The organism is Bradyrhizobium sp. CCGUVB14 (assembly GCF_024199935.1).
Lineage (GTDB): Bacteria > Pseudomonadota > Alphaproteobacteria > Rhizobiales > Xanthobacteraceae > Bradyrhizobium.
The window spans coordinates 9,359,437-9,383,595 of record NZ_JANADS010000001.1; the positions used below are offsets into that span (position 1 = coordinate 9,359,437).

Genomic DNA, 24,159 nt, shown 5'->3' on the forward strand with positions numbered 1-24,159 from the left:
GCAGGTCGCCCCCTACTTCGCCTTAGCCGGTATCGGCTTCGGTGGCAGCACTTGCGCCCATTCCTTGTCGGCACGGGGACCATTGAGATCGCCGGTGAGGCCGATCAGCTGGCCGGGCTGGGCGTCGAGCGTCTGCTGCCAGGTCTGGGTCTGGCACAACAGCTTGATCAGGCAGCCCTTGAGCTTGAGGCGGTCGGCGGATTCGCGCCACAGCGAGACCGAATAGAACTTGCCGTCCTCGGCATTGTAGATGTCGCCGGCGAACCGGCCATCGGATGTCGCCTGCAGGCCCATGATCAGCTGGTGGCCGAGCAGCGCGCGAGCGCGCTTGTCGGGGTCGGGATTTTCCTTGTCGCGATAAAGCTGTCCGCGCTTGTCGGCCGGCTCCTTCATCCAGACGATGAAGCCGCAGATGCGGTCGCGCGACGGGCCGCAGCGCTCGAGCCTGATGCGGGCGCGGCCATCCTCGACGAGCCAGGTGCCGCTGGGGTCGTTGGGCGGGACGGCGCCGACGCGACCGCCGAGGACCATCATCACGATGGTGACGGCGACGCGCAGCACGAAGCGAATCAGAAAATTCATCAGCGGCACCTTTCGTTCGGAGGATTGCGGCGTCAGTTCAATTGCGCCATCAGCGCATCGGCGCCCTTGTCGACGCCGGCATTGGCGGCCGCGAGCGCGCCGACGCTGGCCTTGATGTCGTAGGCGCCCGGATATTGCTTGGTGACGTAGGCCGAGATCAGGCGTGAGGTCGACGCATCGAAGATTTCGACGCCATAGATGACCGATCCGGTCATCATGCCCTCGCCGTCGCGCGCCGCCTGCACGCCGTTGTAGACCGCACCGGCCATATCGAAGCGGGAGAGCGTGCCGAGCACCGGCGTGTTGGCGACCGCGCCGGTCAGCGTCAGCCGGATCCGCAGCGTGTTCGGGGCGCGCTCGCGCACCAGCATGAAGCGGCCACGCAGTCTCTCAGCGAAGCGGGTCTGCATGTAGGCGGCGAGCGTCGTCTTGTCCTGGTCGGACATGTCGCCGAACTGATGATCCTTGCCGCGATAGACCACGACGGGTTCGAGGATCACTTTATTATAGGCACGCCAGTCGACCGGCGTGGAATAGCGGTAAGGCACACGGCCGGATGCGTCCGACTTGTCCGGCGCCATATAGGCCGAGGACGCCATCTCCGCATAGGGCACGGGCGCGACCGAGGCGCAGCCTGTCACGGCCGCCCCAAGCATCAGCGTTCCCAGACCGCGCAGGGCGATCGAGCGATCCATTCCAGACTCCTCTTGCGGCTTGTCGAAAGGCAAAGGCGACCGCAGCCGCGTGCGGGACCAGACGCGGCTGCGGCGCTCACCTTTGCCAACCCAAGGCATCGTCCGGGGCCAATTCAGAAGCCTTGGGCCGTCTCAGTGTTTGGAGTTATAAAACCGACCAGTTGGTTTGTAAAGTCTAGAAATAACGAGCTGGCGCATTTGGCCGCAGGCGCGGCTTTGTGCAGACAACGATTGGATTTTGTTAACGACGAATCAGGCCCGTTTGCGCGGATTTGCGGCCTTTGCCGCTCCGGACTTGGCGCTGCGTGTGGCAGCCGGCTGTTCGAGGCCAGTCCATTGCGCATCATCCAGCAGACGCGCGAACAGGCGCCTGTGTTCGTCCGCGCTCAGCGGCGACATGCCGAACAGATTGCTCAGAAGCAGCCCGCGCGCGGCCGCCCAACGCAACATCGCGAGATCAGGATCGGTCGCCTCCGCCTTGATGGCCGCGACCCGCTTCATTTCGCGATCGCGCGGCAGTGACATCAGGCCGGGGTTCTCGACCATGGCCGCGACCAAGGCCAGCGCGACCGAATTCACGGACAACGCCGCCTCCCGCACGGTGGCGAGCTCGGTCGCCAGTTCCGGCGTGGCCGAGGTCGTGCTCACCTTCGCCATGACCCCTTTCGAGAACTCCTCGAAATGCACCATCTGCCGCTCGAGCAGCGCCTTCAGCACCGCTTCCTTGGTACGGAATTGATGCATCACGCCGCCCTTGCTCAGGCCGCTCTCGCGCGCGATCGCGTCGAGTGTCAGCCGGCCGGGTCCGTCGCGCGCAATGATCGCGATGGCCGCTTCGAGCGCGGCATTGCGGGATCGTTCGGAACGGCTGGCATTGTCCATGGGCCGACTTGTCTCCGTGACAAGGCAATGAATCAAGTGAAAACAGGACGCGCTGTACATTTTTTGTGCGAACGGTGTCGAGACTTTCATCTTGCGGCGCGGAAGGGGACCGTGTGAGCCTCGCGCCCGGATGGGGACTGGGATGGGTCAGCCGTCGCTTTGCGCGCGAGGACGTCGCAAAGCGGTGACGGCTGGTCTCGCTTGAGAAAGATACGAGATGTCGAAACGCGTGTTGCTTGGTCTCCTCCTGGCTTGCGGCCTCACGGCCTCGGCATTGGCGCAAGAGCCGAAGACGGGAGGCGTGATCAATGCGGTGATCCAGCCCGAGCCGCCCGGCCTGATGCTTGCAATGATCCAGAACGGTCCGACCCAGATGGTGTCGGGCAACATCTTCGAAGGCCTGCTGCGCTACAGCCCCAAGCTCGACCCGCTTCCGGAGCTCGCCGAGAGCTGGAGCGTCAGCGAGGACGCCAAGACCTACACCTTCAAGCTCAGGAAGGGGGTCACCTGGCACGACGGCAAACCCTTCACCGCGGCCGACGTGCTGTTCTCGGTCGAGATGCTGAAGCAGACCCACGCGCGTGCGCGCAACAACCTCGCGCAGGTCGACAAGGTCGAGGCGCCTGACGATTACACGGTCGTCTTCACGCTGAAGCAGCCGTTCGGCCCGTTCCTCGGCATTTTCGAGGTCGGCTCGATGCCGATGGTGCCGAAGCATCTCTATGAAGGCACCGACTGGAAGACCAATCCCTACAACAACGCGCCGGTTGGCACCGGCCCCTTCATGTTCAAGGAATGGCAGAAGGGCTCGTTCATTCGGCTGGTCAAGAACCCGAACTATTACGAGAAGGGCAAGCCCTATCTCGACGAGATCTACTGGCAGATCATTCCCGACGCCGCCGCGCGTTCGGTGGCCTACGAGACCGGCAAGGTCGACGTGCTGCCCGGCGGCTCGGTCGAGAATTTCGACGTGCCGCGACTGTCCAAGCTGAAGGACACCTGCGTTACCGGCGCGGGCTGGGAGTTCTTCTCGCCACTGGCCTGGCTGTGGTTGAACAACCGCCAGGGCCCGCTCGCCGACAAGCGCGTGCGGCAGGCGATCATGTACGCGATCGACCGCGATTTCGCCAAGGACGTGATCTGGAACGGGCTCGGCAAGGTCGCGACCGGCCCGTCCGCCTCGACCATCAAATACTACACCGACGACGTGCCGAAATACGCTTACGACCCGGCCAAGGCCAAGGCACTGCTGAAGGACGCCGGCTACAAGGGCGAGAAGATCCGCATCCTGCCGCTCGCCTATGGCGAGACCTGGCAGCGCTGGGGTGAAGCGGTGAAGCAGAACCTCATGGACGTCGGCATGAACATCGAGACGATCTCGACCGACGTTGCCGGCGGCAACCAGAAGATCGGCGACTGGGATTACGACATCGCCTTCACCTATCTCTACCAGTACGGCGATCCCGCCCTCGGCGTCGGCCGCAACTACGTCTCCAGCGCGATCGCCAAGGGCCAGGTGTTCAACAATGTCGAGGGCTACTCCAATCCCGAGATCGACAAGCTGTTCGCCGATGGCGCGGTGGCAACGCCCGACTCCAAGCGCAAGGAGATCTACGAGAAGGCGCAGAAGATCCTGGTCGAGGACGTGCCGGTGGCCTGGATGCTCGAGCTGCAATTCCCGACCATCATGCGCTGCAAGGTCAAGAACCTGATCACCACCGGGATCGGCGTCAATGACGGCTTCAAGGACGCATGGCTCGACAAGTGAGGGCGGTGCCCACCTCTCCCGGAGGGAGAGGTCGGATCGCATCGTCAGATGCGATCTGGGTGAGGGGTTGCGCTCTCTCATGGGACCTTAGCCCCCTCACCCGCGCCTGCGGCGCGACCTCTCCCCGTTGGGGAGAGGTGTTACCCGCGGCACGACTATTTCAACCAACTAGCTTACGAACCTAGATGCTCTCCTTCGTCGCTCAGCGTGTCGTGAAGGGCGTGATCGTCCTGCTCGCGATCGTCGTCCTCAATTTCTTCCTGATCCGGCTCGCACCCGGCGATCCCGCCGTCGTGATGGCGGGCGAGGCCGGCGCCAGCGACCAGGTCTTCGTCCAGCAGCTTCGGGAAAAGTTCGGCCTCGACAAGCCGCTGCCGGAGCAGCTCCTCATCTACGTCAAGGGCATCGCGACCCTCGACCTCGGCTTCTCCTTCCGCCAGCAGGCGCCGGTGTCGAAGCTGATCCTCGAGCGACTGCCGGCAACGCTGCTATTAACGCTGACCGCGTTTGCGATCTCGCTCGCGCTCGGTGTCCTGTTCGGCACCTTCGCCGCGCGCTTCGCCGGGACCTTCCTCGATACCGCCATCACCATCTTCGCGCTGATCTTCTACGCCATGCCGATCTTCTGGGTGGCGCTGATGGGCATCCTGCTGTTCTCGGTCACGGTGGATTGGCTGCCGAGCTTCGGTTACGAGACGGTCGGCGCCAATTTCACCGGCTTTGCCCATGTGGTCGACGTCGCAAAGCACCTGATCATGCCGGCGATGACGCTCGGCCTGTTCTTCATGGCGACCTACACCCGCATGACGCGCGCCTCGATGCTGGAGGTGAAGCGGCTCGACTTCGTCAAGACCGCACGCGCCAAGGGCCTGTCCGACAGCGTGATCCAGCGCCGCCACGTGCTGCGCAACGCGCTGCTGCCCGTCGTGACGCTCGCCGGCGTCCATGCCGGCACGCTGATCGGCGGCGCCGTCATCACCGAGACCGTGTTCGCCTGGCCCGGCATCGGCCGGCTGATGTACGACGCGCTGCTGCAGCGCGACTACAATCTGCTGCTCGGCGTCTTCGTGACCTGCTCGGTCATGGTGCTGATCTTCAACCTCATCACCGACCTCGTCTATCGCCTGGTCGACCCACGCATCGAATTCGCCGCATGAAACAGTTCTGGAAATCGATGCTGAAGAGCCCGAGCGGCGTCATCGGGCTCGTCATCCTCCTGCTTGCCATCTCGGTTGCGGTGTTCGGGCCGTTGCTGTTCCCGAACTCGCCCTGGCGCATGGTGCAGCGGCCGTTCCTGCCGCCGTTCACGCTCTCGACCGTGCCGCTCGGCACCGACGCACTCGGCCGCGACGTGTTCGCCGGCATGATTTTTGGCGCACGCGTGTCACTATTGGTCGGCCTCGTGTCCACCCTCGTCGCGCTGGTGGTCGGCGTTCCCATTGGCGCCATGGCCGGCTATTTCGGCGGCAAGGTCGACGATGTGCTGATGCGCTTCACCGAGTTCTTCCAGACCATTCCGAGTTTTGCGCTCGCGATCGTGCTGGTCGCGATCCTGCAGCCGTCGATCTATTCGATCGTGGCCTCGATCGCCGTGGTGAGTTGGCCGCCGGTCGCGCGCCTCGTCCGCGGCGAGGTGCTGTCGCTGCGAACGCGCGAATATGTCCAGGCCGCCGTGGTCACCGGACAGAGCAACACCTGGATCATCCTGCGCGAGATCCTGCCGAACGCACTGTCCCCGGTGATCGTGCTGGCCTCGCTGATGGTGGCGACCGCGATCCTGCTGGAATCCTCGTTGTCCTTCCTCGGCCTCGGCGATCCCAATCTGATCTCCTGGGGCTACATGGTCGGCGCCGGCCGCACCGTGATCCGCCAGGCCTGGTGGATCACCGTGTTTCCGGGCGTCGCGATTCTGATCTCGGTGCTCGGGCTGAACCTGATCGGCGAAGGCCTCAACGACGCGCTCAATCCGCGCCTGTCGCGGGAAGGACGCTGACGATGACCGCTCCGCCCGCCGTCTCCATCAAGAACTTGCGGATCGCGCTGCCCAAGGGCGCCGAGCGCCCCTTTGCCGTCGACGGCGTGTCGCTCGACCTTCGGCCCGGCAAGATCGTCTGCGTCGTCGGCGAATCCGGCTCCGGCAAGTCCATGTGCGCGCATGCGCTGATGGGTCTGCTGCCCGACACGGTGTCTGTCGCCTCCGGCGAGATCCAGTTCGAAGGCCGCGACCTGCTCAAGCTCGACGACGATGGATGGCGCGACCTGCGCGGCCGCCGGCTCGCGATGATCTTCCAGGAGCCGATGACGGCGCTCAATCCCCTGATGCGGATCGGCGACCAGATGGCCGAGATGTTCGAGGCCCACGGCCTGCTGACGCCCAGGGAACGGCGCGCAAAGGCGCTGTCGCTGGCGCGCGAGGTCGGCCTGCCCGACCCCGAACGCATCGTGCGCGCCTATCCGCACCAGCTCTCCGGCGGCCAGCGCCAGCGCGCCATGATCGCGATGGCGCTCGCGCTCGAGCCGGCCGTGCTGGTCGCCGACGAGCCGACAACCGCGCTCGACGTCACCACACAGGCGCAGATCCTGAAGCTGATCCGCAACCTCCAGCGCAATCGCAACATGGCGGTGATGTTCATCACCCATGATTTTGGTGTCGTCGCCGACATCGCCGATCAGGTCGTGGTGCTGCGCCACGGCAGGGTCGTGGAGGAAGGCCCTGCCGCGACCGTCTTCAACGAGCCGCAGCACGATTACACCAAGGCGCTGCTCGCCGCCGTGCCGTCGATGCACCCGCCGGCGCGCGCGCCGCTGGACGATCAGGCCAGAGCGGTCGAGGTGATCGGGCTGGACAAGACCTACGTCACATCCGGCGGCTGGTTTCGCGAGGACCGTCGCGTCGATGCCGCGCGCGCGGTCAATTTCAACATCCTCAAAGGCGAGACGCTCGGCCTCGTCGGCGAATCCGGCTCCGGCAAATCGTCGGTGGCGCGCCTCGTCATGCGGCTGATCGAGGCCGATCGCGGCACGGTGCGGATCGGCGATACGGATCTCACGCAGCTCGCGGGCAAGGCGCTGCGCGCCGAGCGCCATCGCATCCAGATGATTTTTCAGGATCCATTCGCCTCGCTCAATCCGCGCCGCAAGATCGGCCACATCATCGCCGACGGCCCGATCGCGGCTGGCACCGAACCAAAAGTGGCATTCGATCGCGCGCGCGATCTCCTCAAGCTGGTCGGATTGGACGCCGGCGCGCTCGAGCGCTATCCGCATGAATTCTCCGGCGGCCAGCGCCAGCGCATCGGCATTGCGCGCGCGCTTGCGCTCGAGCCCGAAATCATTGTCGCTGACGAAGCCGTGTCTGCGCTCGATGTCTCCGTGCAGGCGCAGGTGCTGCGGCTGCTCGAAGATCTCAAGGCGCGGCTCGGCCTTTCGATGCTGTTCATCACCCACGACCTGCGCGTGGCCGCCAAGATCTGCGACCGCATCGCGGTGATGCAGCGCGGCGCCATCGTCGAGCTGAAGCCGACCGCGCAGCTCTTTGCCGCGCCGGAGCATCCCTATACACGCGAGTTGCTCGCGGCCGTGCCGGGACAGAAGGAACGTGCGCCGGCGGCGTGAGGCGACAGATCGGGACTATCGCCTCGCCGGAGGGTTCGTGTTGTTCCAGGTGGGGACCGAGTTCGTCACGCCGACAGACGGCTGGGTCGACGTTCCGATCGATGGCGCGGTGACCGTCCCGACAGTTTGTCCCGAACTTCCATAGGTGCCTTGATTTGCCGGCACGCCCGGGCTCAAGCGCGTGCTGCTTTGTGCCCCCGCCGACGTTTGGGCGCTTGCGGCGAGCGGCACAGCCGCCAATCCGAGGGTAACAAGTGTGGCGATGGCGCGTCTTGTTCTTGCCATGACTGATCCTTTCGAGCGCGGTCACTCAGTCGCGCCAGCCGTTCGTCAGGTCGAACCGCTCGTGCACTGAACGACCTTTACAACTCCACGCGCGCGCAAATGTGCCGCGGCACGTCGGCGCGCGGGACTCATCCTGCATCACGATGCTGCGAAACGGCCTCCCATCAGCTCGACGCGCCGCTGCGGTATTCCCTTCCGCTCGGGAACGGAATTGTCACGGGCTTTTTATCCCTTGTGAACGCCTGCACGGCTGCAACGACGAAGCCGGCACACCATATCGGCATGGAATGATTTCCATCATCTGATGGTGGATCGAGGATCCATTTGGAGGCCGCCATGGGCGAGGTTATTCAGTTTGTCTCGAAATCAGAACGCGAGCGCATTCGCCTGATTCAGGAGGCGCGCGCGATTTACGACAGCATTTTCCCGCCGGCCGATCCAAGCGGCGAGCAGTCGAGCGGAGCCAATGTGCGCCAGAGCGACAGAGGCAACCTCGCATGATCAAGATCATCGCCGTGCTCTGCAGCCTCGCCTCTCCTTCGAATTGCCACGAGCAGCTCGTCACCAGCTCCGACTTTGCACAGGTCTCGGTGCAGTCATGCCTGATGGGCGCGCCGCAGCTCGCCGAATGGATGAACCAGCATCCGGCAGAGCGCCTGGCGGCTTGGCGCTGCGTGATCGGTCAGCAGAACGGCCGCGGAATTTAGCGGCACCAGGCCGCCCGTTCGGGGCGGCGCGGTCCGGTTGAGCCGTGACGAGCAGGCGTCGCCAAGCTAGAGTGGCGATGCTGCTTGGCAAAGGGGGACACCGGATGGAGGTCGCCAGCCTCGTTCTTCCCGTCTTCGCGATCATCGTCACCGGCTGGTTCGCCGGCGAGTTCGGCTATCTGTCCCGTTCACTCGCCGACGCGCTGGTGCATTTCGCCTACAACGTCGCGATGCCGGCGCTGCTGATCGTCACGATCGCGCAGGAGCCGGCTCGCAATCTGCTGGAATGGCGTTTCCTGCTCGCGTTCGGCGGCGGCTCGCTCATCTGCTTCGCATTGGTCTTCCTGGCGGTTCGCGCTGGCGGAAAGCACGATCTCGCCAGCAGCACGATCCACGGCATGGCGGCGGCGATGACCAATACCGGCTTCGTGGCGCTGCCGATCCTGCATGCGATCTACGGCCAGCCCGCCGTCTTGCCGGCTGCCGTCGCGACGGTGTTCGTTGCTGCCGTGATGTTTCCGATCACGGTCATCCTGCTCGAAAGGGATGCGCGCGGACCTGCGCAGTCCGCGGGGCTAGTGAAGCAGATCCTGCTCAATCCGATGGTCCTGTCGACGCTCATTGGTCTCGTCTGGGCGATCACGGGCCTGCCGATTCCCGCAGCCGTCGCGGCCTATCTGAACATCATCGCCGCGGCACTCACGCCTTGCGCGCTGTTTGCCATCGGCCTCGGCCTGTCGGTCGAAGGCCTGAGGTCGAACCTCGGGGCATCTTTTGCGCTCGCGGCCGTGAAGCTGGTGTTGATGCCGCTGCTCGTCTACGGACTTTGCGTGATCATCGGCCTCAATCCGCTCTACACCGTCGCCGCCGTCATCTGCGCGGCCGTGCCGACGGCGAAAACCGTCTACGTGCTGTCGCATGAACACAAGGTCGAAGAAAAACTGGTCGCAGCCACGGTCTCGGTGACGACAATGTTGTCGGTCGCGACCCTGCTGGTTGCGCTGTATCTGCTCTCCGGCCTCGCGACCGTCACGCACTGAACGGGGCTTTTGACTCGTCCAATCCCCTCATCATATGATCTTTGTCATCTCATAGAGCTTTCTGGGGGCTAGTGATGGTCGACGGCAGTTCCAGCAAGCAGGCAACCGAATTCGGCGTCGTGCCCCTTGAGGTGATGGCGTCGATGCCGGGGCTCGATTTCGTCCGCGCGATCTTCGCACGGCAATTGCCGGAGCCGCCGATCATGCAGACGGTCGAGCCGTTCGACTGCACGGCCGAGGCGGGCGTTGTGGTGATCCACAGCGTGCCGGGCCTGCGGCATTACAATCCGATCGGCTCGGTTCATGGCGGCTATGCCGCGATCCTGCTGGATTCCGCGATGGGCCTGGCGGTGCAGAGCACGCTGCCGGCGGGCACCGGCTACACCACGCTGGAATTCAAGATCTCGTTCGTGCGCGGCATGAGCGAAGCGAGCGGCACCGTCCGCACCGAAGGCCGCGTGCTCAACGCCGGCCGCCGCGTCGCCACCGCCGAAGCGCGCATCACCGATGCGAAGGGCCGGCTGGTCGCGCATGCGACGACGACGTGCCTGGTGTTTCCGATCGGCGGCGCGGAAGGCTGACGCGCGCAACGACCGCCTCGCACCTCACTTCGGATTGGTATTGCTCCAGGTCGGAACGGCGTTGGTCACGCCGACCGATGGCCAATTGTAGGTTCCGATCGAGGGCGCCGTCACCGTCCCGACAGACTGACCGGAGGTCCCGTAATACGTCCTCGGCTGCACCGCGGTCGCTCCGGCGCCGCCATAGCTCGGCGCCATCACGCTCGTGGTGGTATGTCGGCTCGACCTGTGCTTCTTCGCTTCCGCCGCGAACGGCGTGGCAAGCAGTCCGGTCGTGACGAGTGCGGCAATGACGAGCCTGGTCGTTGTCATGACTGATCCCTTCATGCGCTGCGGGCTTGTTAAGCCATGTGTTCATTCATTGAAGAATTCCCAGAGGCTTCCGTTCATAACTCCGTGTGCGCGGAGACATGCCGGAGGCGCCATGTCGCCACACGATCAGCGCCGCTTGGGCCGGCACGCCGCCCGGCCGTGGCGCTCCTTCACGGTCGCGACGGAATGCATCAGCTCCTTGAAGGCGATAATCGCCTTGTCTTGTCCAAGCGCATGTCCAGGGTGCGCCTCCAGATGCTCAATGACCGCGAGCAGCGCATCCGCGACCTGGCCGATCTGCTTGCCGTAGCTCGCGACATCGGACAGCACGTCCTTCTCGACCTCGGGCGCCGAGGATTGCCCGACAGTGATGTTGACGAGACCGAACTGGCCGCCGGTAGGGCTGAAGAACGACGGGTAGATGGACTGAACGACATCTCCCGACAGGGGCAGCTTGAACACGGGCATAGGACATCCCTCGTTGACGCTGGACCGGCGCGGAGACACTAGCACAATCACGGCTGCCTTCGGATGGACCCGAATCAGCGCTAGTGCATTGGCTTCAGCCACTCTCCCGAATGCGATCAACATGACCGGCCCCGAACTGAAGCAACTCCGCGCCGACCTCTCCGACGCCATCGAACGCAAGCTCACCGCCGCCGACATGGCGAAACTGTGCGCCTTGCCGGAGAAGGGCGGCGCCGACACGATCCGGCGCTGGGAAGTGAGCGGGCCGACGCCGGCCGCGACCAAGGTGCTCCGCGTGCTCGCGATGGCGAGCGAGCGCTATCCGATCCTGGAGAAGTTCGACATCTTCGATCGCCACGACGTGCGCGTGGAAGATCGGCCGGCGAAGCGCGCGGCCTTCCGCGCGCAGATGCGCGATGAGGTGCTGCGGCGTCTTGGTTAACGAGACGCGCGCGGAGGTTACCGCAACTCGCGCGAATTAAGCCTTCCTTCACCACTTCTTAAGCCGGCATTAATCACGAAAATCATTTAGCGCCCAATAAGTTAGGTTGGGCGCCGCTGTGCCATGCATGTGACAGCATTTTCGTCAAAAGGAAGCTATCTGCAAAACCAACGCGGCGCGGACAGCGCGCCTGCTGGGGACCTGAGTGTTGGAGTTCAAGACGATGAAGAAGATTCTGTTTGCGACCGTTGCGCTGCTCGCATTGAGCGCGGCTGCGCCGGCCCTCGGTGCCGATCTCGGCGCCCGCCCCTATTACAACAAGGCGCCGGCCTATGCTGCGCCGATCTACAACTGGACCGGCTTCTATATCGGCGCGCATCTCGGCGGCGCGTTCTCGAGCGACAACAATTTCAACGGCCTCTCCACCGGCAACAACGGCAACGGCCGTTTCCTCGGTGGTCTGCAGGCTGGCGCAGACTGGCAGTTCAACCCGAACTTCGTGGTCGGTGCTGAAGCCCAGTACTCCTGGCTCTCCGGCAGCGTCGGCGCGGTGTTCCCGGGCGGCGTGGCCTACACCAACGACCAGCGCGGCCTCGGTTCGATCACCGGTCGCGTCGGCTACACCTGGGGCCCCGGCCTGCTCTACGTGAAGGGCGGCTACGCCTATTCCGACAACAACGAGAAGGTGACGGTGGGCGGCGTGCCGACCGGCTTCATCATCTCCGGCGATCACCGCAACGGCTACACCGTCGGCGCCGGCCTCGAATACATGTTCGCGCCGAACTGGTCGGCCAAGGCCGAGTACCAGTACTACAATTTCGGCGACGCGCATTTCACCGCGGGTCCGCTGGTCGGCACCGGCAACTTCACCACCGACGACCACACCTTCAAGGCGGGCGTCAACTATCGCTTCAACTGGGCGAGCCCGATGGTCGCGCGCTACTGATCGCGCCTGACACGATCCTTTCGCATCAAGGGCCGGCAGCACTGCCGGCCCTTTCTTTTTCGCTCTGCGGAACTAGCCAACCAATTGTGCAACTTGCGATTTTTTAACCCGCACCAAGGATACTCCGCGGCGAAAATATAAGAGTAAGGGCGTGGGGGAATTTTCGATGGCGATCCGTCTCAGCGTTGGCCGTTTCAAACCTCGTTTCAAAATGCCGAAATGGGGCCTGCGCGGCAGCCTGTTTGCGGCATTCGCCGTGATCGCGGGCATGGGCCTGCTGATCGCAGCGGGCGCCGGCTTCGTGTTCAACCATCTCGGCTCGACCATGATGGATCTCAGCGGCCGCGACATCCCGCGCCTCTCCGCCAGCCTTCAACTCGCCTCGCAGAGCGCGACACTGGCAGCGCAAGGACCCGGCCTGCTCGCCTCGCCCTCCGACGAGGCGCTGGCCGAGCGCACCAAGAAGGTTCAGGAAATCCAGCAACAGGCCATGGCCAAGGTCGGCGAGATCATCGAGCTCGGCGCCGACAAGCAAGTCGCCAGCGCGCTCGGCGAAACCGTCAAGAGCATCGATGAAGCCACCAAGAGCCTGGTGTCGGCGGCGAAGGAGCGCCTCGACACGATTGCGCTACATGACAAGCAATACGACGCGCTGCGGAAGGCGCAGCTCGCCTTCGTCGGCGCAGCCAACCCCGCAATGCTGGATACCCAGACGCGGCTGAGCGCAATCCTGGCATCGACGAACGTGTCGGCAGACGATGCCATGGAGGCCGTCCGCTCCGTTGGTCAGATCAGCACGGTGCTTGCCAACGGAAATCTGATGGCCGCTGACATGATGGCCGCGTTGTCCGCGAACTCCAGCGACACGCTGGAGACGATCGAGCACGAATTCAAGGCGGTCCGCGACCGCGTCAAGTGGAACCTGGAGGACCTGCCCGACAATCCCGCAACCACTGCGGTGAAGGTCGCAATGCAGAAACTGCAGACGTTCGGCGAAGGCAAGACGGGCGTGTTCAAGCTCCGTCAGAAGGAGCTCGACTCCATCGACTACGGCCAGACCATCCTGGACGAGACCCGCAAGCTCAATGTCGGCCTCGGCATCAGCGTGCAGGCGCTCGTCGACGGCGTGCAGAAGGAGACCAATGCGTCGACCTTCCAGGCGCGCCAGGAGATCTCGCTCGCCACGACCGCAATGCTGGCGCTCGGCGGGCTCACTCTGATCGGCTCGGCGCTGTTCGTCTGGCTCTATGTCGGCCGCAACATCCTGCGCCGCATCCGTGAGCTCCAGCGCGCCATGCAGCTGCTCTCGGCCGGCGACCTCGACACCGAGATCGTCCGTTCCCGGCAGAACGACGAGATCGGCGCGATGAAGGAAGCGCTGACGGTGTTCCGCGACAGCATGATCGAAGCCCGGGCGCTTGCGAGCGATCAGGACAAGGATCGTGTCGTCAAGGCGGAGCGTGCCGCACATATGGAGGCGAAGATCGCGGAGTTCGAGGGCACGGTGCGCAGCGCGCTCGACAATCTCGCGCAATCGGCCAATTCGATGCAGACGACGGCGCAAAGCATGTCGACCACCGCGGATCAGTCCAACGCGCTGGTGAACGCGGTCGCTTCCGCCGCCGAGGAAACCTCGGTCAACGTGCAGACGGTATCGTCGGGCACCGAGCAGCTGTCCTCCTCGATCGAGGAGATCAGCAAGCAGGTCGTCACCTCGGCCGCGATCGCCAAGAAGGCGGTGGATGAGGCCGGCGCCACCGACACCACGGTGCAGAGCCTTGCCGACAGTGCGAGCCGCATCAGCGTCGTGGTCGACCTGATCCAGACGATTGCGTCGCAGACCAATCTGCTCGCGCTCAACGCCACCATCGAGGCGGCGCGCGCGGGCGAGGCCGGCCGCGGCTTTGCGGTGGTTGCCTCCGAGGTGAAGAGCCTCGCCAGCCAGACCGCGAAGGCGACGGAGGAGATCCGCACCCAGATCGCCAGCATGCAGCAGGTCACGACCTCGGCTGTCGGCGCGATCCAGGGCATCGGCCGGATCATCGGCGAGATCAACGACGTCACCACGACCATCGCGGCTGCGGTCGAGGAACAGGGTGCAGCGACCCGCGAGATCGCCCGCAACATCCAGCATGCGGCCGGCGGCACCAGCGAGGTCTCCAGCAATATCGTCGGCGTCTCCACGGCTTCGGCCGAGGCCGGCGCCGCAGCAACCGAGGTGCTGAGCGCATCGGACGCCCTCCGCCGCGAAGCCGATATGCTGCGCGGAGAGATCGACGCGTTCCTCAACAACATGCGGGCGGCGTAAGGACGCCGCCCCGTGGCCCGGATTTCGCTGCGCTCTATCCGGGCTACGGAATACGGCCGGTATGACGGCCATGCGACGGCCGCTGCGCGTTCTTTTTCGGCTGGCGCGGCGCCCCCGGCGGGTTTAAGCCGGTAGCATGAACGCAAAAACCGACATCGTGCAGTCTTCCGCCGAGGCCCTCCGCTATCCCTGGGACCAGCATCCCGGCCCCGAAGAGGTCGTGGAGGTCAGGCCCGGCGTGTTGTGGGCGCGGCTGAAGCTGCCGTTCCGCCTCAACCATGTGAACATCTATCTGCTCGCCGACGGCGACGGCTATGCGATGATCGATGCCGGCTTCGGCAATGAGGAGACGATCGAGGCCTGGACGAAACTGTTCGAAGGCCCGCTGAAGGGCGTCAACATCACGCGCCTCATCGTCACCCACTCGCACCCCGATCATGTCGGCCTTGCCGGGTGGATCGTCGAGCGGTTCAACTGTCCGCTGGTGATGTCGCAGGTCGAATATCTGCAATCGGTCTATCATCAGAACCGCGGCACCGAAGAGCGGCGCGAGGCGCAGCGGCTGTTCTTCCGCCGCCATGGCATGGACGAGTCGCTCACCGAAAAACTGCTCGGCCGCGGCCAGGATTATCTCAAGCGCGTCTCGGTGCTGCCGCCGTCCTACCGCCGCATCTCGCATGGCGACGAGGTCGTGATCGGCACGCGCCGCTTCAAGGTGATCACCGGCGGAGGGCATGCGCTCGACCAGGTGATGCTGTATTGCGCCGACGACAAGCTGTTTCTGTCCGCCGACCAGGTGCTGAGCAAGATCTCGCCGAACGTCAGCGTCTGGGCCGTGGAGCCCGACCAGAACTCGCTCGGCGAATATCTGGCGTCGCTCGCAAGCCTCACCACCACCCTGCCCTATGATTTGCTGGTGCTGCCCGGCCACGGCGTACCGTTCTACGGACTGAAGACCCGCATCAAGCAGCTCGCCGACCACCACGAGGAGCGCTGCCGCCTGATCGCGGAAGCCTGCCGCGAGGTGCCGCAGACCTCGCGCGCCCTGGTGCCTGTGGTCTTCAACAAGCACGTGCTGGACGAGCACCAGATGGGCTTTGCCGCCGGCGAGCTCGTCGCCCACGTCAACTACATGATCGTCGAGGGCCGGCTGACGGCCGAGACCAAGGACGGCGTGCTCCAGTTCCGGACGACGTGACAGCAAGTGCCGGTTAACACCGGCATTTCGGCGAATGGTGCAGAGCAGCATCAAGGCTCGCGCGGACTTGATCGGGATCAAGTTTCAAATCGCACGATAGGGCATTTTGCCCAAATGCCCCTCACGCCCAAATGTGGGATAGCGCATAGACACTAGAGCTGGAAAAGCTCTAAGTAGATGCGCCCTTTTGGTCAGTTCCGTCTCAGGTTGCACCGATGGATTACGCTCAATTCTTCAATTCCGCCCTCGATCGCCTCCATACCGAGCGCCGCTATCGCGTGTTCGCCGACCTGGAACGCACGGCCGGCCGGTTCCCGCATGCGGTCTGGCACTCGCCGAAGGGCAAGCGCGACGTCGTGATCTGGTGTTCCAACGATTACCTCGGCATGGGCCAGCACCCGAAGGTGGTCGGCGCCATGGTCGAGACCGCAACCCGCGTCGGCACCGGGGCAGGCGGCACCCGCAACATCGCCGGCACGCATCATCCGCTGGTGCAACTCGAGGCCGAGCTCGCCGACCTCCACGGCAAGGAAGCGGCGCTTCTGTTCACCTCGGGCTATGTCTCGAACCAGACCGGCATCGCCACCATCGCAAAGCTCATTCCGAACTGCCTGATCCTGTCGGACGAGCTCAACCACAATTCGATGATCGAGGGCATCCGGCAGTCCGGCTGCGAGCGGCAAGTGTTCCGCCACAACGATCTCGCCGATCTCGAAGCGCTGCTGAAGGCTGCCGGTCCGAACCGGCCGAAGCTGATCGCCTGCGAGAGCCTCTACTCCATGGACGGCGATGTCGCCCCGCTCGCCAAGATCTGCGATCTCGCCGAGAAGTATGGCGCGATGACCTATGTCGACGAAGTCCACGCGGTCGGCATGTACGGCCCGCGCGGCGGCGGCATTGCCGAGCGTGACGGCGTCATGCATCGCATCGACATTCTCGAAGGCACGCTGGCCAAGGCGTTCGGCTGCCTCGGCGGCTACATCGCCGGCAACGGCCATATCATCGACGCCGTGCGCTCCTATGCGCCGGGCTTCATCTTCACCACGGCGCTGCCGCCGGCGATCTGCTCGGCCGCGACCGCCGCGATCAAGCACCTGAAGTCGTCGAGCTGGGAGCGCGAGCGCCACCAGGACCGCGCCGCCCGCGTCAAGGCGATCCTCAACGCCGCCGGCCTGCCGGTGATGTCGAACGACACCCACATCGTGCCGCTGTTCGTCGGCAATCCCGAGAAGTGCAAGCAGGCCTCGGACATGCTGCTCGAGGATCACGGCATCTACATCCAGCCGATCAACTATCCGACCGTCGCCAAGGGCACCGAGCGCCTGCGCATCACGCCCTCGCCCTATCACGACGACGGCCTGATCGATCAGCTCGCCGAAGCCCTGCTGCAAGTGTGGGACCGCCTCGGCCTGCCGCTGCGCGAAAAGTCGCTGGCGGCGGAGTAGGCGTTTCTTCCACCCTCCCCTGGAGGGGGAGGGTCGCTATGCATGTAGCGAAGCGGAATGCGTAGCGGGGTGGGGTGACAGTCCCTCCGCATGCCACGCCGCCCATGTTGAGAGATCACCCCACCCCGCTCGCGCTTTCGCGCGATCGACCCTCCCCCTCCAGGGGAGGGTAAGCGACAGCACCGCCCCCTTAACGACAACCCCAGTTCCCGCCCGCCTGGGGCATTTCGCTGTCGCCTCGCCCCGCCCAACGCGCTAGATTTACTGGGAAAATGTGATCTGGCGCTACCGCGCCTTGGGAGAAGCACGCTCGCCATGCTGCACGACTGGGGCGTGATCGCTGCCGCCTTCGGCTACATCGGGTTCCTGTTCCTGGTGGCGAGCCATGGCGACCGCCGCTCGCAGGCCAAGGCCGGCCGCGCGTCCGGGCTGATCTACCCGCTGTCGCTGGCGATCTACTGCACGTCCTGGACCTTCTTCGGCTCGGTCGGCTTCGCCACCCGCACCTCGACCGACTTCCTCGCGATCTATGTCGGCCCGATCCTGATGATCGGCCTCGGCGCCGGCGTGCTCCGCCGCGTGATCCAGCTTGCGAAAGCGCACAACATCACCTCGATTGCCGACTTCATCGGCGCACGCTACGGCAAGAGCCAGGCCGTGGCGGCAACGGTGGCGCTGATCGCGATCATCGGTTCGGTTCCCTACATCGCGCTCCAGCTCAAGGCGGTCGCCTCCTCGCTGGAAGTCATCCTGAGCGAGGACCAGGCGTTCTCCCACATCCCGATCCTCGGCGACATGGCGCTGATGGTGACACTGGCGATGGCGGCCTTCGCGGTGCTGTTCGGCACGCGACAGACCGACGCCACCGAGCATCAGCACGGCCTGATGCTCGCGGTCGCGACCGAATCCATCGTCAAGCTGGTCGCCTTCCTCACCGCCGGCATCTTCGTCACTTTCTGGATGTTCTCGCCGCACGAATTGATCGAGCGCGCGATGAAGACGCCGGAGGCGGTGCGTGCCATCGATTATTCGCCGTCGATCGGTAACTTCCTCACCATGACGCTGCTGTCGCTGTGCGCGGTCATGCTGCTGCCGCGCCAGTTCCATGTCAGCGTGGTGGAGAATTCCTCGGACGCGGAGGTCAGCCGCGCGCGCTGGCTGTTCCCGCTCTATCTCGTCGCCATCAATGTCTTCGTGATCCCGATCGCGCTCGCCGGCCTTGTCAGTTTCCCGTTCGGCGCGGTCGACCCCGACATGTACGTGCTGGCATTGCCGATGGAGGGCGGGGCGGGGCTGCTCAGCGTTGCCGTCTTCGTCGGCGGCCTGTCGGCTGCCACCGCGATGGTGATCGTCGAGTGCGTCGCGCTCTCCATCATGGTCTCCAACGACCTCGTGGTGCCGCTGGTGCTGCAACGACGGCCCGAGGGACGCGCCGGCAGCTCCGATTTCGGCGACTTCCTGCTGCGGTCGCGGCGGCTCGCGATCTTCGCCATCATGGTGATGGCCTATTTCTACTACCGCGCGCTCGGCAACACCCAGCTCGCGGCGATCGGCCTGCTGTCCTTTGCCGCCATCGCGCAGCTCGCGCCCGCCTTCTTCGGCGGCCTGTTGTGGCGGCGCGCCACCGCGCGCGGCGCCATCGGCGGCATGATGGTCGGCTTCGCCGTATGGCTCTACACGCTGTTCATCCCGAGCTTCATGGATTCCTCGACCGCCGGCATCCTGCTGCTCCAGCACGGCCCGTTCGGCATCGAGGCGCTGCGGCCGCAGGCGCTGTTCGGCGCCGATCTGCCACCGCTGATGCATGGCGTGGTCTGGTCGCTCTCGCTCAACGTCCTCACTTACGTGCTGCTGTCGCTGGCACGGCGGCCCTCGTCCATCGAGCTGGTGCAGGCCGATCTGTTCGTGCCCAACACGCTCGCGCCCATCGCCCCGAATTTCCGCCGCTGGCGCACCACCATCACGGTGCAGGACATCCAGACCACGGTCGCGCAATATCTCGGGCCCGATCGTGCCCGGCATTCGTTCGAGGCGTTCTCGGCACGGCGCAATATGCGGCTGGAATCCGGAGCGCCCGCCGATTTCGAGCTGCTGCAGCACGCCGAGCACCTGATCGCCTCGTCGATCGGAGCTGCGTCCTCCCGCCTCGTGATGTCGCTGCTGCTGCGCAAGCGGACCGTGTCCGCAAAGGCCGCGCTGAAGCTGCTCGACGATTCCCATGCGGCGCTGCATTTCAACCGCGAGATCCTCCAGACCGCGCTCAATCATGTGCGCCAGGGCATCGCGGTGTTCGACGCCGATCTGCAGCTGATCTGCTCCAACCGGCAGTTCGGCGATCTGCTCAACGTGCCCCCGCATTTCATCCAGTTCGGCACGCCGCTCCGCGAGATCCTGGAGTTCATGGGCGTCAGCGATCCCGCCGATCAGGCCGACCGCGAGGCGATGATCGAGCAGCGGCTCGTGGCCTACACCACCGACAGCGAGCCCTATCTCGAACGCCTGCCGGAACGGCACATGGTGATCGAGGTGCTCACCAACCGCATGCCCGGCGGCGGCTTCGTCATCACCTTCACCGACGTCACGCCGACCTTCGAAGCGGCGGAAGCGCTGGAGCGCGCCAACGCGACGCTGGAGAAGCGCGTGCGCGACCGTACCGAAGAGCTGACCCGCCTGAACTCCGAGCTGGCGCTCGCCAAGAGCAGCGCTGAGGATGCCAGCATCTCCAAGACGCGCTTCCTCGCGGCCGCCAGCCACGACATTCTCCAGCCCCTGAACGCAGCCCGGCTCTATGTCACGAGCCTGGTCGAGCGCCAGCACAATGGCGAGGAGACCCGGCTGGTCGAGAACATCGACGAATCGCTGCAAGCCATCGAGGAAATCCTCGGCGCGTTGCTCGACATCTCCAGGCTCGATGCCGGCGCGATGACCACCTCGATCTCGAGCTTCAAGATGGCCGATCTGATGCGCTCGCTGGAGATCGAGTTCGCGCCGATCGCGCGCGCCAAGGGCCTCGACCTCGCCTTCGTGCCCTGCTCGCTGCCGGTCGAGTCGGACCGGCTGCTGCTGCGGCGGCTGCTGCAGAACCTGATCTCGAACGCGATCAAATACACCCCGCGCGGGCGCGTGCTGGTCGGCTGCCGCCGCCAAGGCCCCTCGCTCAGGATCTGCGTCTACGACACCGGCGTCGGCATCCCCGCGGTCAAGCGCGGCGAGATCTTCAAGGAGTTCCACCGCCTCGAGCAGGGCGCGCGGATCGCGCGCGGACTGGGGCTGGGACTGTCGATCGTCGAACGGCTGGCGCGCGTGCTCAAGCATGACATCGCCATCGACGCCAATGCCGGCGGAGGCTCGTTGTTCTCCGTGACGGTCCCGACGGCGAAGGCCGTGACCCTCACCGCGGCGGTGACCAGCGCAACACCGCTGGCGCGCACATCGATCTCCGGCGCGCTGATCGTCTGCATCGAGAACGACGCCGCGATCCTCGACGGCATGCGGACGCTGTTGATGGCCTGGGACGCCGAGGTGATCGCTGTCGCCGATCCCGAAGGCGCGATATCCGCGATCGAGGCCGCCGGTCGACGCGTCACCGGCCTGCTGGTCGACTATCACCTCGACCGCGGCAACGGCATTGCCGCGATCCGCGAGATCCGCCGCCGCTTCGGCGACACCATCCCTGCGATCCTGATCACCGCCGATCGCAGCCCCGCCGTGCAGATGGCCGCGCGCGACGAGAACATCGCGGTGCTGAACAAGCCGGTGAAACCGGCCTCGCTGCGCGCCCTGCTCGGGCAATGGCGGACGCAGCAGATGGTCGCGGCGGAATAGCACGCGCAGCCGTTCAGTAATCCGTCGAGACGCTGAGCCCGCGCCATCGTTCCAGCTCGTCGAGGCGTTGCCGATCCGTCGCCGCGATGGCGTTCACGGCGTCGCTGCCGAGCGCGATCCGCAGAGGCGGATGATCCATGCCAGCAAGCTGCAGCACAGCGGCAGCAGCCTTGGCGGGATCGCCGGGTTGGCGGCCATCGTATTCGCGTTGCATCCTGACGGCGGCGCCAACGACGGCGTCGTACTCCGCGCGCCCTTCGTCCGTGTCATGTGCCGTTTGGGCAAAGCCGGTCCGGAAGCCGCCGGGCTCGACGATCGTCACATGCACGCCGATCAGCGCCATCTCGCGCGCCAGCGATTCCGAGAAGCCCTCGATTCCCCATTTCGCAGCCGAATAGGCCGCACGGGCCGGCGCACCGATCCGGCCGCCGACCGAGGAGAATTGCACGATATGTCCGCGGCGCTGCCGGCGCAGCACCGGGATCGCCGCTTTCGTGACGATGATGGTGCCGATCAGATTGGCTTCGATCTGCTGACGGAATGACTCCAGGCTCGTGTCCTCGACCGATCCGAGCTCGCCGTAGCCGGCGTTGTTCACCACCACGTCGATGCCGCCGAAGGCCTCGACGGCAAGCGCGATCGCGGCTTGCGCGGCCGCCTCATCGGTGACGTCGAGCGTTGCGAGCCGCAGCCGTTCACCAAAGCGTCCGCGCAGGGGCTCGAGCGGGCCGATGCCGCGGGCGGTCGCAACCACCTGATCCCCGGCCGTAAGCGCGGCTTCCGCGATCGCACGCCCGATCCCGCGCGAGCTGCCGCTGATGAACCATGTCTTCACGATGAGACCTCCTTAGGGCGCGAGCCGCGTGAAGACGTAGTCATGGCCCTTGGCCCGTGCTTCGTGGCACGCGAAACAGGTGCGATGTTGCGCTTCGTCCACCGGCTTGCCGTTGATGAAGCGGCCAAAGCCCCAGCCGCCGGTCGCGGCATATTTCTTGGAGTCCTTGACCATGACCTGGACCGTGGTGGCGGCGCCCGGAATGGTCGCGGATGCGAAGTCGGGGGACTGCGTGCGCTTCCAGGCACGCTTCACCAGGATGGTGCCATCGGGAAACGGCAGCTTGCCACCCTGATAGGCATCGATCGCGGTCTGGTTGCCGACGACGGCACGCAGCTCATTCAGCGGCGCCGCTTCCTCGGCCGGCGCGATCAGCTCCCACTGCTTGTAGCCCGAAGGAATCGTGACGCCGAAGATCGGCGACGCAGCTTCCGTCGCAGGGCCTTCCGCCAGCGCGATCGAGACCAGATAGGGCACGCAGGTCAGGAGAACGACGAGCAGCAGCACGGCCAGCGTGATGACCATGGCATAGGAGGATTTTTTCGTTTTGGATTCGATGGACGGCATGTCTTTTCTTCAAGCTGGGATCGCGGCATCGCCTCGGTCCGGCGCAGGCCGGACCGAGGTCTTGAACGAGCGCTCAGGCGCCGCCGTCGGCATCGATGACGGCCTTGGCAAAGGCTTGCGGCGCTTCCTGCGGCAGATTGTGGCCGATGCCGCCGGTGATCAGGCGGTAATCGTAGCGGCCGGAGAATCTCTTGGCGTAGGCGCTGGGATCGGGATGCGGTGCGCCGTTGGCGTCGCCCTCCATCGTGATGGTCGGCACATCGATGACCGGTGTTGCCGCGAGCTTCTTTTCGATCTCCTCGTACTTCGCCTCGCCCTTGGCGAGCCCGAGCCGCCAGCGATAATTGTGGATCGTGATCGCGACGTGATCCTTGTTCTCGAACGCCTTCGCGCTGCGATCGAAGGTGGCGTCGTCGAACTTCCACTGCGGCGAGGCCAGCTTCCAGATCAGCTTCGCGAAGTCATGCGTGTACTTCTCGTAGCCGGCGCGGCCGCGCTCGGTGGCGAAATAGAACTGGTACCACCATTGCAGCTCGGCGGCCGGCGGCAGCGGCGCGTTGCCCGCGGCCTGGCTGGAAATCAGGTAGCCGCTGACCGACACCAGCGCGCGGCAGCGCTCCGGCCACAGTGCCGCAATGATATCGGCGGTCCGCGCGCCCCAGTCGAAGCCGGCAACGACCGCCTTCTTGATGTTGAGCGCATCCATCAGCGCGATGATGTCGACGGCCAGCGCGGCCGGCTCGCCATTGCGCAGCGTCTCGCTGGAGAGGAAGTGGGTCGAGCCGTAGCCACGCAGATAGGGGATGATGACGCGATAACCGGCCTGCGCCAGGATCGGCGCGACATCGACGAAGCTGTGAATATCGTAGGGCCAGCCGTGGAGCAGGATCGCCACCGGACCGGTCGCGGGGCCGGCTTCGGCGTAACCGATGTTGAGCACACCGGCATTGATCTGCTTGATCGCGCCGAATGAGGCATTGGAGGATCGCGGCGTCTCGGTCTCGGCGCGCGCGAGGTCGATCACGCCGAGACCGACGGCAACGGTCCCGGCGGCCACACCGAGGAACTGGCGGCGGTGCTGGTCGATAATCTGTGTCATGGTCGTGATCCTTGTTGATGGTCGTCGGAATTGTCAGATCAGATCGACTGTCACGTCGATGTTGCCGCGAACGGCTTTGGAATAGGGACAGGTCTGGTGCGCCTCATCGATCAGATCGCGCGCGACATCGCGATCGAGGCCGGGCAGGCTGACGCCAAGGCGCGCTCTGAGTGCGTAAGCGCCTTCGTCGAGGACGAGATCGATTTCCGCATCGATCGCGCTTTTGCTTGGAAGCACGATTTTCCGCTTGCGCGCTGCGATCTCCATCGCACCCTCGAAGCAAGCAGACCAGCCGGCGGCGAACAATTGCTCGGGGTTGGTGCCGATGCCGGCGCTGCCTGGCGGCGACAGCCGCACATCAAGACGGCCGTCAGAGCTGCGGGACATGCCGTCCTGACGCCCGCCGGCGGTGCGGGTCCGCGCCGTGTAGAGCAGTTTTTCCGTTTGGCTCATGATGAAGCCTCCTCGTCGTTACGCAACTGACTATCAGCGTGTTACGCGGGGCGCCCGTTTGGAGTTGTGAGATGTTGTGAGGCTGGCCGGGAACCCGATGGCGAGG

Annotated in this window: 24 protein-coding genes; 14 read left to right on the forward strand and 10 right to left on the reverse strand. The window is 65.0% G+C overall.

Annotation, left to right across the window (positions count from 1 at the left end; translation table 11 throughout):
- Nucleotides 1-12: 12 nt before the first annotated feature.
- The 3 genes from NLM32_RS43805 to NLM32_RS43815 form a co-directional block, all read right to left on the reverse strand.
- Nucleotides 13-582 (reverse strand): DUF2147 domain-containing protein, encoded by a 570-nt coding sequence (locus NLM32_RS43805; protein WP_254134831.1) that lies wholly within the window; start codon nucleotides 580-582, stop codon nucleotides 13-15.
- Between the two features lie 32 nt (nucleotides 583-614).
- Nucleotides 615-1,277 (reverse strand): DUF3313 domain-containing protein, encoded by a 663-nt coding sequence (locus NLM32_RS43810; RefSeq protein ID WP_254134832.1) that lies wholly within the window; start codon nucleotides 1,275-1,277, stop codon nucleotides 615-617.
- 252 nt (nucleotides 1,278-1,529) lie between these two features.
- Entirely contained in the window at nucleotides 1,530-2,159 is a 630-nt protein-coding gene (locus tag NLM32_RS43815) for a TetR/AcrR family transcriptional regulator (protein WP_254134833.1), read from the reverse strand.
- Between the two features lie 217 nt (nucleotides 2,160-2,376).
- Between NLM32_RS43815 and NLM32_RS43820 the strand changes: the two genes are divergently transcribed.
- The 4 genes from NLM32_RS43820 to NLM32_RS43835 all read left to right on the forward strand — a co-directional run bounded on the left by NLM32_RS43820 (nucleotide 2,377) and on the right by NLM32_RS43835 (nucleotide 7,542).
- On the forward strand, nucleotides 2,377-3,927 hold the full coding sequence (locus tag NLM32_RS43820) for an ABC transporter substrate-binding protein (RefSeq protein WP_254134834.1): 1,551 nt from the start codon (nucleotides 2,377-2,379) through the stop codon (nucleotides 3,925-3,927).
- Between the two features lie 185 nt (nucleotides 3,928-4,112).
- Nucleotides 4,113-5,084 carry an ABC transporter permease gene (locus tag NLM32_RS43825; protein WP_254134835.1) on the forward strand — a complete coding sequence of 324 codons (972 nt, stop codon included), beginning with the start codon at nucleotides 4,113-4,115 and terminating at the stop codon, nucleotides 5,082-5,084.
- Nucleotides 5,081-5,920, forward strand: a complete 840-nt coding sequence (locus tag NLM32_RS43830) for an ABC transporter permease (RefSeq protein WP_254134836.1) — start codon at nucleotides 5,081-5,083, stop codon at nucleotides 5,918-5,920. Before NLM32_RS43825 ends, NLM32_RS43830 begins: the two co-directional genes overlap by 4 nt.
- 2 nt (nucleotides 5,921-5,922) lie before the next feature.
- The gene (locus NLM32_RS43835; RefSeq protein WP_254134837.1) at nucleotides 5,923-7,542 is read left to right on the forward strand and encodes an ABC transporter ATP-binding protein; all 1,620 of its coding nucleotides are present in this window, start codon (nucleotides 5,923-5,925) and stop codon (nucleotides 7,540-7,542) included.
- Between the two features lie 15 nt (nucleotides 7,543-7,557).
- On the opposite strand, the gene NLM32_RS46480 is transcribed toward NLM32_RS43835, so the two are convergent.
- The gene (locus NLM32_RS46480; protein ID WP_254134838.1) at nucleotides 7,558-7,827 is read right to left on the reverse strand and encodes a hypothetical protein; all 270 of its coding nucleotides are present in this window, start codon (nucleotides 7,825-7,827) and stop codon (nucleotides 7,558-7,560) included.
- Nucleotides 7,828-8,163: 336 nt separating this feature from the next.
- Between NLM32_RS46480 and NLM32_RS43845 the strand changes: the two genes are divergently transcribed.
- From NLM32_RS43845 to NLM32_RS43860, 4 genes are all read left to right on the forward strand, one after another.
- Entirely contained in the window at nucleotides 8,164-8,328 is a 165-nt protein-coding gene (locus NLM32_RS43845) for a hypothetical protein (protein WP_254134839.1), read from the forward strand.
- On the forward strand, nucleotides 8,325-8,534 hold the full coding sequence (locus NLM32_RS43850; RefSeq protein ID WP_212327671.1) for a hypothetical protein: 210 nt from the start codon (nucleotides 8,325-8,327) through the stop codon (nucleotides 8,532-8,534). The genes NLM32_RS43845 and NLM32_RS43850 overlap by 4 nt, the downstream gene beginning before the upstream one ends.
- Nucleotides 8,535-8,638: 104 nt before the next feature.
- The gene (locus NLM32_RS43855; protein ID WP_254134840.1) at nucleotides 8,639-9,574 is read left to right on the forward strand and encodes an AEC family transporter; all 936 of its coding nucleotides are present in this window, start codon (nucleotides 8,639-8,641) and stop codon (nucleotides 9,572-9,574) included.
- Nucleotides 9,575-9,648: 74 nt separating this feature from the next.
- Nucleotides 9,649-10,155 carry a PaaI family thioesterase gene (locus NLM32_RS43860; protein WP_254134841.1) on the forward strand — a complete coding sequence of 169 codons (507 nt, stop codon included), beginning with the start codon at nucleotides 9,649-9,651 and terminating at the stop codon, nucleotides 10,153-10,155.
- A gap of 24 nt (nucleotides 10,156-10,179) precedes the next feature.
- Here NLM32_RS43860 and NLM32_RS43865 read toward each other — a convergent pair whose 3' ends face one another.
- Nucleotides 10,180-10,467, reverse strand: coding sequence for a hypothetical protein (locus NLM32_RS43865; RefSeq protein ID WP_254134842.1), 288 nt, complete (start codon nucleotides 10,465-10,467; stop codon nucleotides 10,180-10,182).
- A gap of 126 nt (nucleotides 10,468-10,593) precedes the next feature.
- A complete protein-coding gene (locus tag NLM32_RS43870; RefSeq protein WP_254134843.1) occupies nucleotides 10,594-10,935 on the reverse strand; it encodes a hypothetical protein in 342 nt (113 codons plus the stop codon).
- Between the two features lie 121 nt (nucleotides 10,936-11,056).
- Between NLM32_RS43870 and NLM32_RS43875 the strand changes: the two genes are divergently transcribed.
- The 6 genes from NLM32_RS43875 to NLM32_RS43900 all read left to right on the forward strand — a co-directional run bounded on the left by NLM32_RS43875 (nucleotide 11,057) and on the right by NLM32_RS43900 (nucleotide 21,099).
- Nucleotides 11,057-11,377, forward strand: a complete 321-nt coding sequence (locus NLM32_RS43875) for a hypothetical protein (RefSeq protein ID WP_254134844.1) — start codon at nucleotides 11,057-11,059, stop codon at nucleotides 11,375-11,377.
- Nucleotides 11,378-11,600: 223 nt separating this feature from the next.
- Entirely contained in the window at nucleotides 11,601-12,323 is a 723-nt protein-coding gene (locus NLM32_RS43880) for an outer membrane protein (RefSeq protein WP_254134845.1), read from the forward strand.
- A 166-nt stretch (nucleotides 12,324-12,489) separates the two neighbouring features.
- A complete protein-coding gene (locus NLM32_RS43885; protein ID WP_254134846.1) occupies nucleotides 12,490-14,631 on the forward strand; it encodes a methyl-accepting chemotaxis protein in 2,142 nt (713 codons plus the stop codon).
- 136 nt (nucleotides 14,632-14,767) lie between these two features.
- The gene (locus NLM32_RS43890) at nucleotides 14,768-15,829 is read left to right on the forward strand and encodes an MBL fold metallo-hydrolase (protein WP_254134847.1); all 1,062 of its coding nucleotides are present in this window, start codon (nucleotides 14,768-14,770) and stop codon (nucleotides 15,827-15,829) included.
- A gap of 215 nt (nucleotides 15,830-16,044) precedes the next feature.
- Nucleotides 16,045-17,274: a 5-aminolevulinate synthase gene (gene hemA, locus NLM32_RS43895; protein WP_254134848.1), complete on the forward strand. Its 1,230-nt coding sequence runs from the start codon at nucleotides 16,045-16,047 to the stop codon at nucleotides 17,272-17,274.
- A gap of 315 nt (nucleotides 17,275-17,589) precedes the next feature.
- On the forward strand, nucleotides 17,590-21,099 hold the full coding sequence (locus NLM32_RS43900) for a PAS domain-containing hybrid sensor histidine kinase/response regulator (RefSeq protein WP_254134849.1): 3,510 nt from the start codon (nucleotides 17,590-17,592) through the stop codon (nucleotides 21,097-21,099).
- A 13-nt stretch (nucleotides 21,100-21,112) separates the two neighbouring features.
- On the opposite strand, the gene NLM32_RS43905 is transcribed toward NLM32_RS43900, so the two are convergent.
- From NLM32_RS43905 to NLM32_RS43920, 4 genes are all read right to left on the reverse strand, one after another.
- A complete protein-coding gene (locus tag NLM32_RS43905; RefSeq protein WP_254135556.1) occupies nucleotides 21,113-21,937 on the reverse strand; it encodes an SDR family NAD(P)-dependent oxidoreductase in 825 nt (274 codons plus the stop codon).
- 9 nt (nucleotides 21,938-21,946) lie between these two features.
- Nucleotides 21,947-22,501 carry a cytochrome P460 family protein gene (locus NLM32_RS43910; RefSeq protein WP_254134850.1) on the reverse strand — a complete coding sequence of 185 codons (555 nt, stop codon included), beginning with the start codon at nucleotides 22,499-22,501 and terminating at the stop codon, nucleotides 21,947-21,949.
- Between the two features lie 73 nt (nucleotides 22,502-22,574).
- Nucleotides 22,575-23,600, reverse strand: a complete 1,026-nt coding sequence (locus NLM32_RS43915; protein ID WP_254134851.1) for an alpha/beta fold hydrolase — start codon at nucleotides 23,598-23,600, stop codon at nucleotides 22,575-22,577.
- 33 nt (nucleotides 23,601-23,633) lie between these two features.
- Nucleotides 23,634-24,053, reverse strand: coding sequence for an organic hydroperoxide resistance protein (locus tag NLM32_RS43920; protein ID WP_254134852.1), 420 nt, complete (start codon nucleotides 24,051-24,053; stop codon nucleotides 23,634-23,636).
- Nucleotides 24,054-24,159 lie beyond the last annotated feature (106 nt).

Bases quoted from the DNA above. Each gene is read 5' to 3' on its own strand.
- NLM32_RS43910 (WP_254134850.1), bottom strand. From the start codon at position 22,501: ATGCCGTCCATCGAATCCAAAACGAAAAAATCCTCCTATGCCATGGTC.
- NLM32_RS43860 (WP_254134841.1), top strand. From the start codon at position 9,649: ATGGTCGACGGCAGTTCCAGCAAGCAGGCAACCGAATTCGGCGTCGTG.
- NLM32_RS46480 (WP_254134838.1), bottom strand. From the start codon at position 7,827: ATGGCAAGAACAAGACGCGCCATCGCCACACTTGTTACCCTCGGATTG.
- NLM32_RS43805 (WP_254134831.1), bottom strand. From the start codon at position 582: ATGAATTTTCTGATTCGCTTCGTGCTGCGCGTCGCCGTCACCATCGTG.
- NLM32_RS43920 (WP_254134852.1), bottom strand. From the start codon at position 24,053: ATGAGCCAAACGGAAAAACTGCTCTACACGGCGCGGACCCGCACCGCC.
- NLM32_RS43810 (WP_254134832.1), bottom strand. From the start codon at position 1,277: ATGGATCGCTCGATCGCCCTGCGCGGTCTGGGAACGCTGATGCTTGGG.
- NLM32_RS43870 (WP_254134843.1), bottom strand. From the start codon at position 10,935: ATGCCCGTGTTCAAGCTGCCCCTGTCGGGAGATGTCGTTCAGTCCATC.
- NLM32_RS43825 (WP_254134835.1), top strand. From the start codon at position 4,113: ATGCTCTCCTTCGTCGCTCAGCGTGTCGTGAAGGGCGTGATCGTCCTG.
- hemA (WP_254134848.1), top strand. From the start codon at position 16,045: ATGGATTACGCTCAATTCTTCAATTCCGCCCTCGATCGCCTCCATACC.
- NLM32_RS43890 (WP_254134847.1), top strand. From the start codon at position 14,768: ATGAACGCAAAAACCGACATCGTGCAGTCTTCCGCCGAGGCCCTCCGC.
- NLM32_RS43875 (WP_254134844.1), top strand. From the start codon at position 11,057: ATGACCGGCCCCGAACTGAAGCAACTCCGCGCCGACCTCTCCGACGCC.
- NLM32_RS43845 (WP_254134839.1), top strand. From the start codon at position 8,164: ATGGGCGAGGTTATTCAGTTTGTCTCGAAATCAGAACGCGAGCGCATT.
- NLM32_RS43915 (WP_254134851.1), bottom strand. From the start codon at position 23,600: ATGACACAGATTATCGACCAGCACCGCCGCCAGTTCCTCGGTGTGGCC.
- NLM32_RS43865 (WP_254134842.1), bottom strand. From the start codon at position 10,467: ATGACAACGACCAGGCTCGTCATTGCCGCACTCGTCACGACCGGACTG.
- NLM32_RS43835 (WP_254134837.1), top strand. From the start codon at position 5,923: ATGACCGCTCCGCCCGCCGTCTCCATCAAGAACTTGCGGATCGCGCTG.
- NLM32_RS43815 (WP_254134833.1), bottom strand. From the start codon at position 2,159: ATGGACAATGCCAGCCGTTCCGAACGATCCCGCAATGCCGCGCTCGAA.
- NLM32_RS43880 (WP_254134845.1), top strand. From the start codon at position 11,601: ATGAAGAAGATTCTGTTTGCGACCGTTGCGCTGCTCGCATTGAGCGCG.
- NLM32_RS43850 (WP_212327671.1), top strand. From the start codon at position 8,325: ATGATCAAGATCATCGCCGTGCTCTGCAGCCTCGCCTCTCCTTCGAAT.
- NLM32_RS43830 (WP_254134836.1), top strand. From the start codon at position 5,081: ATGAAACAGTTCTGGAAATCGATGCTGAAGAGCCCGAGCGGCGTCATC.
- NLM32_RS43900 (WP_254134849.1), top strand. From the start codon at position 17,590: ATGCTGCACGACTGGGGCGTGATCGCTGCCGCCTTCGGCTACATCGGG.
- NLM32_RS43885 (WP_254134846.1), top strand. From the start codon at position 12,490: ATGGCGATCCGTCTCAGCGTTGGCCGTTTCAAACCTCGTTTCAAAATG.
- NLM32_RS43820 (WP_254134834.1), top strand. From the start codon at position 2,377: ATGTCGAAACGCGTGTTGCTTGGTCTCCTCCTGGCTTGCGGCCTCACG.
- NLM32_RS43855 (WP_254134840.1), top strand. From the start codon at position 8,639: ATGGAGGTCGCCAGCCTCGTTCTTCCCGTCTTCGCGATCATCGTCACC.